Here is a 9,528-nt window from a genome sequence, read left to right on the forward strand (position 1 = left end):
AAAGAAACCTTACAGTTTATAATGCTTCATCAACATTTTCTCATAGACCTTATCAGGTAAAATCCGTTTTAAAACAATGGAAAATTTTTGCATGAACTCCCCTACCTTGTAATGCACTTTTGGATGTTGCGTGTTGATGATTTTATATATGGCATTTGCCATTATCTGGGGATCCTTCCCTTCACTTACATGTGCATTCATTAGATTTAAAGTGTCCCCATAAGTTTTTTTGTATGGTGAATTCTCCAAAACAGGCGCATGATAACGCCCCGCAGCAATATTGGTGGCAAAATCACCAGGAGCTACATTGGTCATATGAATATTGAAGTCTTTGATTTCCATCCTGAAGGCTTCCGTTAGCAATTCCAAAGCGCCTTTACTCGCACTGTAAACTCCTCTGTAGGGTAAGCCCATATAACCTGCAATGGAAGTGATATTAATAATAAGCCCAGATTTTTGCGCTCTCATTTGTGGCAGAACCGCTTTTATAACCCGAATGGGACCGAAAAAATTAGTTTCAAAATTACGTTGGATTTCAGCATCGGGAATTTCCTCAATAGGACCCGTGATTCCTGCACCGGCATTGTTGATCAAAACATCTATCCGGCCGTGCTGAGAGATGACCGTTTTAATTGCTTCTTCAATAGAATCTACATCAGATACATCAAGTCTGACTAAATTGAATTTACTGTCTGTATAACGTTTAGGATTTCTGCTGGTTCCGTAAATGGTAAAGCCTTTTTGGGTCAAAAATTCACCAATGGATTTGCCAATTCCTGAAGAACCTCCTGTAATCAATACAACTTTAGACATGTTTGAGTATTAGTTAATAATGAAAAATGTATAATTTCTCAAAAATACAATATAATATAAAGTTAAAATGAATTTGAATTTGAAAAGGAAGTGACGAATGAGAATTCAAGAAGTAGAACTCTGAGATTCCTGCTTTCGCAGGAATAAAAAAAAAAAGGCAAGCTACCTACATCACACCGCTACGACCACTTACCTTTGCTGCGTTCCCGCCCTGGAGGATTCAGCAGGAGCTGGTTGTGTAGGACTTGCCAGCTGCAAAGATACAAACTTTTACTACTTTTGCAATGATTTTCAAAACTGAATTTATTTAAATACCTTGCCTAAAAATATATCATCCCTATGTCTTCAACTAAACTTTTTATAATCACTGCTTTAAGCCTTTTGCTCTGGACTTGTGGTGGCAATCCGAATGTTAAAAAAAGTAGCTTTTCCATCACAATGGATGCCAAGAACAATACTATTGCACTTGGAGAAACCATTAAATTGTCCATAGAAAATCCGAAAAACAAAACGATCAATGGAATTACTTACAAAATTAATTCCTCTGAGATTGATGAAGTTTTTAATGCTACGGATATGCCGCTTGGAATCCACACCATCACTGCAACAGTCACTTATGATGGAACCACTGAAGAAACGTCCACAAATTTGACTATTTTAAACAATGTTGCCCCAAAAATCTATAATTATAAAATCCTGAATGAATATCCACATGATATCACGTCATACACTCAAGGATTAGAGTTTCATGATGGTGTTTTGTATGAAAGCACTGGACAATACGGTAAATCCAAACTTCGAAAAGTGAATTATAAAACGGGCCAAGTTCTTAAAAACATCAATCTCGGCAATCAATACTTTGGAGAAGGTCTTACTATTTTGAACAATAACATTTACCAGCTCACTTGGAAAGAAAATATCGGCTTCATATATAGTATTGATACATTTGAAAAAACCGGCAGTTTCAATTATGGAAAAAGCAAAGAAGGATGGGGCTTATGCAACGACGGAAAGGTGATCTATAAAACCGATGGCACCAACAAAATATGGAAACTCAACCCAGATACCCTAGCGGAAGAAGATTATATCCAAATATATACCAACACAGGCAAAATTGATAGTTTGAATGAATTGGAATTTATAGACGGAAAAATCTACGCCAATATTTACCAACGCAATGGTGTCTTGATCATCAATCCCGAAAATGGCGCCGTAGAGGGAGTAATCGACTTTTCACCGCTACAAAAACTGGTCAAACAACATCCAAGTTTAGATGTTTTAAATGGCATAGCTTATAATCCAGACACCAAAACCATTTTTGTTACAGGGAAAGAGTGGGACAAACTATTTGAAGTGGAAGTATCTATTAAATAATCATGTTTAATTAACACCCTTGAACTTTTAAAACCTTAGACAAAGCGCCACTTTAACAAACTCCATATTCGGATTTCAATGATGAAATTATTAAAATATACTGTACGTTTGGTTATTTTTTTGTTGACTATTAATTTAGGTGCTCAAAATAAGAAAACTTATTTTTTCAATGAGAACTTTAATCCACTAACCGCATCAGATTTTAATAAACTCACTAGAGAAAACGAACGTTTTGAAGTATCTTATGAACTTGATACGGCTTTCATTGAGGTGAGCTATAAAACCGTCTTGAGAGGCCAATTAAGTAATGAAGATTTTGAAAGTTTAAAGACCAAGCTTAAACAAAACTCAAAAGAAATTTTCAAATCGGACAATTATATTGTGATCGATTTTAATCCAGGTTTCTTAAATTGCAACAACTCTAACAAAGGGTATTCTGGTTGGAACATTTATGATCGTGATTATTTAAAAAAACTTAATAAAGTACATCCAACAAATCATTTCTGGATTTATAGATCACAAAGCAAAGAAGCACTAAAATATCATCATTTAGACCGTATTGATTGGATTGAAGACCCAGATAATATTGTTGAGAAATTGTTTTTCACTTCTGCACCAAACACATGTTATGGTGTGGTTATGATTTCAGTTAATGGCACCTACATTTCCTACCATAATGAATTTAGCAAAGAAACGGTTTGGAAATATACCGAAGAGTTAACAAAACTCTCCAAAACAAACAACCTTAAAGAATAAATATGCAAACCTTCGAAATACACATCATTGTAAACCAAGACGATTTGGACAACCTCAACCACGTCAATAATGTGCGATATGTGCAGTGGGTGCAAGATGTTGCAGAAGAGCATTGGCATGCAAAAGCAACGGAAAAAATTCTATCGGATTATTTCTGGGTCCTTCTCAAGCATACCATTGATTATAAAAATCCAGCCGTTTTGGGCGATGTGCTCAAACTTAAAACCTACATCAAAGAATCCGGTGGCGTTACCTGCATTAGAATGGTTGAAATCTACAATAAAAATACCGACAAATTGTTAGCCTCTTCTGAAACTAAATGGTGTCTTGTTTCCCAAGAAAACATGAAACCCGCACGGATTACCGAAGAAATTAGAACGCTGTTTAGTTAAATTAAGACTAAAATGATTGTTAAAGTCTCTTAACACCTCACATTTAAAAAACTATAATGGTTTAATTTGATGGTAATCAATCTCTTTGCCTAGTGACTAAAATTACCATCCTCTTATGTCTTTACTCCACAGTGATGCTCTCCCAAAACATCACAGGAACACTTTACGATGCCGAAGCACCTATTTCTGGAGCTAAAATCATGAATATCACCTCAAAAAGTATCACTTCAACTGATGGTAGCGGTAATTTTAAAATCTACGCACAAATCAATGATACGCTGATTTTCAGTTCATTGTTTCATCATACGAAACAACTGGCGGTCACTGAATCGCTTCTTAAGGACACACAGGTTTTTGAACTTATAAAAATAGTGAATGAACTGGATGAAGTAGAGGTGCAAGGTGCTGTCACTGCTAAAGAAATGGATGAGGAAGAATTAACCAAAACAGTTCAGCAACAATTCAAAAATGATATTGAAAAACATGGTTATAAGTATAAAAAACCAAATACAGGTCCTTTAGATTTCATCGCTATTGGCGCAAGCATCATAAAGCTTTTCAAAAGAAAAACACCTAAAGAACCTGAAACCGTCGAAACCACGATCACTTCAGACGATTTTGATACCTTATTTAAATCAGACAAATTCTTCAATGACAAATTTTTAGTATTGAATTTGAACATCACCAAGGACTATAAACATCTCTTTTTTGGCTACTGTGAGACCAAAAATATATCATCTTCACTTTTACATAAGGACAATAAAATTTATCTTATTGACAAATTTTTGGATTATAGTGAAGAGTTTCGGGAGATTTTAAATGAAAGCCAAAAACAATGAAGCAAGAACCTCGAGGTCCGACTGGCACGGCAGGCAAACCTACGAGGTATTCAAATTCCAAAAATAAAGTCAAATTCCAAATTCCATTTAAACCCACAGGTGGGAATTAAATAAGTGGTTCTTATGAATTCATAATTCCAAAAGTCATATTTTTGAATCTCAATATGAATTGATTACGATAATGAAAAGAAGCTTTTATTTTATTCTTACTATTTCTACTTTGATCTTATGGAGCTCCTGCCGAAAAGATTTCGAATTTGACCCCAGTGATGGCTCTCTGACCTTTTCAAAAGACACCGTGTATTTAGATACCGTGTTCACCAATATTGGATCAAGTACCTATAATTTAAAGGTGTATAACCGCAGCAACAAAGATATCTCCATCCCTACCCTACGCTTAAGCCAAGGTCAAGCTTCCAACTACCGACTCAATGTAGATGGGATGTCAGGAAAGGAGTTTCAGAATGTGGAGATATTGGCAAAAGACAGCATGTATATTTTTATTGAAACCACTTTTGATATTCAGAATGTTGTGACTGCCAATAACCAATTTTTATATACCGATGTCATTGAATTTGACAGCGGAGCCAACTTTCAAAAAGTGGATTTGGTAACCTTAGTCAAGGATGCTGTTTTTATTTATCCAAATCGAGATGCTCAAGGCATCGTGGAAACATTGACTTTTGATGTGGATGGCGACGGCAATGATGATGAGACCAACGTTCAAGGTCGGTTTTTAAAAGATGCTGAATTGACTTTTACAAAAGATAAGCCTTACGTTATTTATGGGTATGCCGCCGTTGGCGAAAATAAAACCTTAACCATCGAAGCTGGTGCACGTGTGCATTTCCATGCGAATTCTGGCTTGTTGGTGACCAATAATGCCTCCATAAAAGTCAATGGCCAATTTAGTCCTGATCAAACCACAATGACCAACGAGGTTATTTTTGAAAGCGATAGATTGGAGCCATTGTTTGATAATATTCCAGGACAATGGGGAACCATTTGGTTATTTCAAGGCAGTAAGGAAAATGATATCAATTTTGCAACTGTAAAAAATGCCACTATCGGTATTTTGGCAGAAAACAATCCCACATCTGCCATTCCAAAATTAACCATCAAAAATTCGAAAATTTATAATTCCAGTAACTTTGGAATTTTAGGGCGTGCCACTTCTATTCGTGCAGAAAACGTTGTATTGAACAATGCGGGACAAGCGGCTTTCGCAGGAACTTATGGCGGCACCTATAACTTTACCCATTGTACTATTGCCAATTATTGGTCCAATAGCTTTAGGCAATTCCCTGCACTATATCTTAATAATTTCTTGGCCCTGGAAGACGACACTGTTGTCACCAATGCTTTGAATGCGGCCAATTTCAACAACTGTATTATTTACGGCAATGACAATCCAGAGTTTCTTGTAGAGGAAGTTGAAGGTGCTGCTTTCAACTTTAAATTCACCAATTGTTTAATCAGGTTTAATGATCCCAACAACAAATTTGCATCAGATCCAAATTATGATTTTGACAATGTGGCTTTATATGAAAACATTGTATTCAACCAAGAACCTGATTTTATGGACTCGTCCAAAAATAAGTTGATCATCGGACATGAGTCCGCTGCTATTGGTGTTATTGGAAACAATCCGTTTTCAAATTCAGTACCGTTTGATATTTTAAATGTATCACGTAGCGCAGCCCCTGATTTGGGTGCTTATCAACATGTGGTTTTTGAAGAATAAAAAAAACCTGACAGGTTTTTAAAACCTGTCAGGTTTGAATGACTCTTCTATATCTTAACTACGAAAACAAAGGTTTCCCTTTCATCATTGCATTTACTTTTTCGGCTACAGCATCCAATTTACCTTCATCATCATGGTTGCTCAATACCTCATCAATCAAATCAACAATGGTTGACATATCGGCTTCTTTCAGACCTCTAGTGGTCACTGCAGCCGTTCCAATTCTGATACCCGAAGTTACAAATGGCGATTTATCGTCAAAAGGCACCATATTTTTATTCACCGTGATATCTGCTTTTGTCAAGGCTTCTTCAGCAACTTTACCGGTTAAGTTTTTATTTCTTAAATCAATCAACATCATATGATTGTCCGTTCCACCCGAAATAATATGATAATCCTTAGCCACAAAAGCTTGTGCCATAGCAGCGGCGTTTTTCTTAACCTGCAACATATACTGCATAAAATCATCGGTCAGAGCCTCACCAAAAGCAATGGCCTTAGCGGCAATAATATGCTCCAATGGTCCACCTTGATTTCCTGGAAAAACACCAGAATCCAATAAAGAAGACATCATTCTTAAATTTCCTTTTGGAGTTTTCATCCCAAACGGGTTTTCAAAATCTTTCCCCATCATGATCATTCCACCTCTTGGACCTCTTAAGGTTTTATGTGTGGTTGTAGTCACAATATGGCAATGTGGCATTGGGTCATTCAAAATCCCTTTGGCAATTAATCCTGCAGGATGTGCAATATCGGCCATCAACACAGCACCTACCTTATCGGCAACCTGTCTGAAAGCTTTAAAATCCATATCTCGCGAATAGGCTGAGGCACCGGCAATGATCATCTTTGGTTTTTCCTTTTTAGCCGTGTCTTCTAAATGATTATAATCAATCAATCCTGTTGCTTTATCCACACCATAAAAAGAAGGATCATAAAGTTTCCCCGAAAAATTTACAGGAGAACCATGAGTTAAATGCCCACCATGCGACAGATCAAAACCAAGAATTTTATCTCCAGGTTTTAAGCACATAGAATAAACAGCGGTATTTGCCTGACTTCCAGAGTGTGGTTGCACGTTGGCATATTCAGCTCCAAATAACGCTTTGGCACGATCAATGGCTAATTGCTCCACCTCATCTACGATTTCACAACCGCCATAATAACGCTTTCCAGGGTACCCCTCGGCGTACTTATTGGTTAAAACCGATCCGGCGGCTTCCATTACCTGATTGCTTACAAAATTCTCTGAAGCAATAAGTTCCAAACCGTTTAGCTGTCTTTCTTTCTCAGCTTCTATAAGCTCAAATATTTGTTGGTCACGTTGCATAAATTAGATTTTTAGACATTCCCGCGAAGACGGAAATCTTAATTCATAATAATTTCTTGTCAATTTTCCTCAAAAATACTAAATACAATAGTTAATTAGGTCAAAAAAAGAATTATTCATCTGAATTTAATCGAATTATAATTTCCTCAAATACAACATAACTTTAAGTCTATTTTTTGTTTTTAAATTAAAAAAAATATGTAGGTTTGAATAGATTTAATATGAAACAAATTAATTGCAACACTATGTCTATATCAGCAAATAATCCTCATCGTACCTCATGGCTTCACGTAGGAAAGAACTCTGATTTCCCTATACAGAACATCCCTTTTGGTGTTTTTTTAACCCGAGATGATATCATTACCATTGGCACCCGAATTGGCGATACAGCCATCGATCTTGGCGCCCTGCACCAACTAGGTTATTTTGATGGGATTCCATTGACTGACGATATTTTTCTTCAGGATACCTTAAATGATTTTATTGCCGATGGCCGTAAAACATGGCGTGCGGTTAGAAATAGGATCGCTGATATTTTTGACAGTAATAACACCACCCTTAAAAGTAATCTCAAACATAAAGAAATCGTCTGCTTTAGGTTGGACGAAATAGAAATGCAATTGCCTGTTCAAGTAGGTGATTATACCGATTTCTATTCAAGTCTCGAACACGCCACTAATGTGGGGACCATGTTTAGAGGTGCTGAAAATGCCTTGATGCCAAACTGGTTGCACATTCCTGTAGGATATCATGGACGGAGCTCTTCTATTATTCCATCTGGAATTCCAGTGAACAGACCTCAGGGACAAACATTACCAGATGGCGCTACTGAACCTGTTTTCGGCCCTTCTAAATTGATCGATTTTGAATTGGAAATGGCTTTTATTACTACAGATGCCAACGATTTGGGCGAATCCATCCCCGTCAATGAAGCGGAAGAATATATTTTTGGATTGGTGCTTTTCAACGATTGGTCTGCTCGCGATATCCAAAAATGGGAATATGTGCCTTTAGGACCATTCTTGGCTAAAAGCTTCGCTTCATCTATGTCTCCTTGGATTGTTACCCTTGATGCTTTAGAGCCTTTCAAAGTTGAAAGCCCGAAACCCATCAAACCGCTTTTACCTTATTTAAAATCGAAGGGAAAGAAAGGGTATGACATTAATTTGGAAGTAGCGATACGCCCAAGAGACGCTAAAGAAACCATTGTGAGCAAATCCAACTTTAAGTATATGTATTGGAATATGTCTCAGCAATTGGCACACCATACCATTAATGGCTGTCCTATAAATTCAGGTGATATGATGGGAAGTGGCACCATTTCAGGACCTACTGAAGACTCTTACGGCTCTATGTTGGAATTGACTTGGAGAGGCGAAAAAACTATTAAGATGAAGGATGGAACTGAACGCAAATTCATCAATGATTACGATACAGTCATCATGAGAGGTCATTGTGAAAAAGACGGGACGAGGATTGGGTTTGGCGAGGTTTCTACCCAGTTACTTCCGATTTTTAATCAGAAGAAGAAATCAAAATAGACTTTAATCACAAAGTTATGCAACAGTAAAAGCATCACGCAAAAATTGAATAACAACAGGAAATTTGTAACTTTGATATTATGGATATAGATCTTCAAAATAAAAAAATCGAATTAATTCAGTGGCTTTCCACTTTGGATGACCAATCTTTGATTGACAAATTGATGAAGTTAAGAAAAAAAGAAAAAACTGATTGGTGGAATGAAATTTCAATCGATGAGCAAAAATCAATTGAACAAGGAATTCAAGATGCCGAGAATGGTAAACTAACTTCTCACTCAAATGTCAAAAAGATTTATGAAAAGTGGTTATAAAATTCTATGGACAGACCACGCAATCTCTGAGTTAGAAGAAACCATTGAGTATTTGGAAAACAATTGGTCTGAAAAAGAGTTAAGAAAATTCTCTGCTAAGCTTGACCACACTATTGAGTTAATCTCAAAAACACCTGAAATGTTTCCTGATTCTTACGAAAAAAAAGGAATTCGAAAAGCTGTTGTAGAGAAATATAACAACCTCTATTATCGAATAAATGAAAATTCTGTCGAAATAATTTCACTGTTTTCAAACCGAAAAAATCCCAATAAGAAAAAAATATAATAACCGTTGCATAATCGAGTAGACGGGTGACGACCTAAAGGTCGCCACTGCGCCTCTCACACCACCGTACGTACGGGTCTCGTATACGGCGGTTCACCAAATCGAAGTTTGCGTTTTATTTATATAATCTATCATAGGT

Annotated in this window: 10 protein-coding genes and 1 other RNA gene; 8 read left to right on the forward strand and 3 right to left on the reverse strand. The window is 36.6% G+C overall.

The features are described 5' to 3' along the window. Positions 1–9: 9 nt before the first annotated feature. Positions 10–813 (reverse strand): SDR family oxidoreductase, encoded by an 804-nt coding sequence (locus ESZ48_RS12115; protein WP_129017749.1) that lies wholly within the window; start codon positions 811–813, stop codon positions 10–12. Positions 814–965: 152 nt separating this feature from the next. Then, positions 966–1,064: signal recognition particle sRNA small type (ffs, locus tag ESZ48_RS12120), an RNA gene on the reverse strand. A gap of 88 nt (positions 1,065–1,152) precedes the next feature. On the opposite strand from ffs, the gene ESZ48_RS12125 reads away from it, so the two are divergent. The 5 genes from ESZ48_RS12125 to ESZ48_RS12145 all read left to right on the forward strand — a co-directional run bounded on the left by ESZ48_RS12125 (position 1,153) and on the right by ESZ48_RS12145 (position 5,918). After that, positions 1,153–2,187, forward strand: coding sequence for a glutaminyl-peptide cyclotransferase (locus ESZ48_RS12125; RefSeq protein ID WP_129017750.1), 1,035 nt, complete (start codon positions 1,153–1,155; stop codon positions 2,185–2,187). A gap of 78 nt (positions 2,188–2,265) precedes the next feature. Continuing rightward, a complete protein-coding gene (locus ESZ48_RS12130; RefSeq protein ID WP_129017751.1) occupies positions 2,266–2,943 on the forward strand; it encodes a hypothetical protein in 678 nt (225 codons plus the stop codon). A 2-nt stretch (positions 2,944–2,945) separates the two neighbouring features. Then, on the forward strand, positions 2,946–3,335 hold the full coding sequence (locus ESZ48_RS12135; protein ID WP_129017752.1) for an acyl-CoA thioesterase: 390 nt from the start codon (positions 2,946–2,948) through the stop codon (positions 3,333–3,335). Between the two features lie 92 nt (positions 3,336–3,427). After that, a complete protein-coding gene (locus ESZ48_RS12140; protein ID WP_129017753.1) occupies positions 3,428–4,174 on the forward strand; it encodes a peptidase associated/transthyretin-like domain-containing protein in 747 nt (248 codons plus the stop codon). A gap of 181 nt (positions 4,175–4,355) precedes the next feature. Beyond that, the gene (locus ESZ48_RS12145; RefSeq protein WP_129017754.1) at positions 4,356–5,918 is read left to right on the forward strand and encodes a hypothetical protein; all 1,563 of its coding nucleotides are present in this window, start codon (positions 4,356–4,358) and stop codon (positions 5,916–5,918) included. A gap of 58 nt (positions 5,919–5,976) precedes the next feature. Here the strand turns inward: ESZ48_RS12145 and ESZ48_RS12150 are convergent, their stop codons facing one another. Then, a complete protein-coding gene (locus ESZ48_RS12150; protein ID WP_129017755.1) occupies positions 5,977–7,248 on the reverse strand; it encodes a serine hydroxymethyltransferase in 1,272 nt (423 codons plus the stop codon). 245 nt (positions 7,249–7,493) lie between these two features. Between ESZ48_RS12150 and fahA the strand changes: the two genes are divergently transcribed. From fahA to ESZ48_RS12165, 3 genes are all read left to right on the forward strand, one after another. Continuing rightward, positions 7,494–8,789, forward strand: coding sequence for a fumarylacetoacetase (fahA, locus tag ESZ48_RS12155; protein ID WP_129017756.1), 1,296 nt, complete (start codon positions 7,494–7,496; stop codon positions 8,787–8,789). Positions 8,790–8,869: 80 nt separating this feature from the next. Further along, the gene (locus tag ESZ48_RS12160; RefSeq protein ID WP_129017757.1) at positions 8,870–9,103 is read left to right on the forward strand and encodes a hypothetical protein; all 234 of its coding nucleotides are present in this window, start codon (positions 8,870–8,872) and stop codon (positions 9,101–9,103) included. Next, the gene (locus ESZ48_RS12165; RefSeq protein ID WP_223266438.1) at positions 9,072–9,389 is read left to right on the forward strand and encodes a type II toxin-antitoxin system RelE/ParE family toxin; all 318 of its coding nucleotides are present in this window, start codon (positions 9,072–9,074) and stop codon (positions 9,387–9,389) included. The genes ESZ48_RS12160 and ESZ48_RS12165 overlap by 32 nt, the downstream gene beginning before the upstream one ends. The last annotated feature ends 139 nt before the right edge of the window (positions 9,390–9,528 follow it).

Origin of the sequence: Gelidibacter gilvus (assembly GCF_004115975.1) — a bacterium.
Taxonomy (GTDB): domain Bacteria; phylum Bacteroidota; class Bacteroidia; order Flavobacteriales; family Flavobacteriaceae; genus Gelidibacter; species Gelidibacter gilvus.

Excerpts from the sequence above, each read along its gene's own strand:
- ESZ48_RS12115 (WP_129017749.1), bottom strand. The coding sequence starts at position 813 with ATGTCTAAAGTTGTATTGATTACAGGAGGTTCTTCAGGAATTGGCAAA.
- ESZ48_RS12125 (WP_129017750.1), top strand. The coding sequence starts at position 1,153 with ATGTCTTCAACTAAACTTTTTATAATCACTGCTTTAAGCCTTTTGCTC.
- ESZ48_RS12130 (WP_129017751.1), top strand. The coding sequence starts at position 2,266 with ATGATGAAATTATTAAAATATACTGTACGTTTGGTTATTTTTTTGTTG.
- ESZ48_RS12135 (WP_129017752.1), top strand. The coding sequence starts at position 2,946 with ATGCAAACCTTCGAAATACACATCATTGTAAACCAAGACGATTTGGAC.
- ESZ48_RS12145 (WP_129017754.1), top strand. The coding sequence starts at position 4,356 with ATGAAAAGAAGCTTTTATTTTATTCTTACTATTTCTACTTTGATCTTA.
- ESZ48_RS12150 (WP_129017755.1), bottom strand. The coding sequence starts at position 7,248 with ATGCAACGTGACCAACAAATATTTGAGCTTATAGAAGCTGAGAAAGAA.
- fahA (WP_129017756.1), top strand. The coding sequence starts at position 7,494 with ATGTCTATATCAGCAAATAATCCTCATCGTACCTCATGGCTTCACGTA.
- ESZ48_RS12160 (WP_129017757.1), top strand. The coding sequence starts at position 8,870 with ATGGATATAGATCTTCAAAATAAAAAAATCGAATTAATTCAGTGGCTT.
- ESZ48_RS12165 (WP_223266438.1), top strand. The coding sequence starts at position 9,072 with ATGTCAAAAAGATTTATGAAAAGTGGTTATAAAATTCTATGGACAGAC.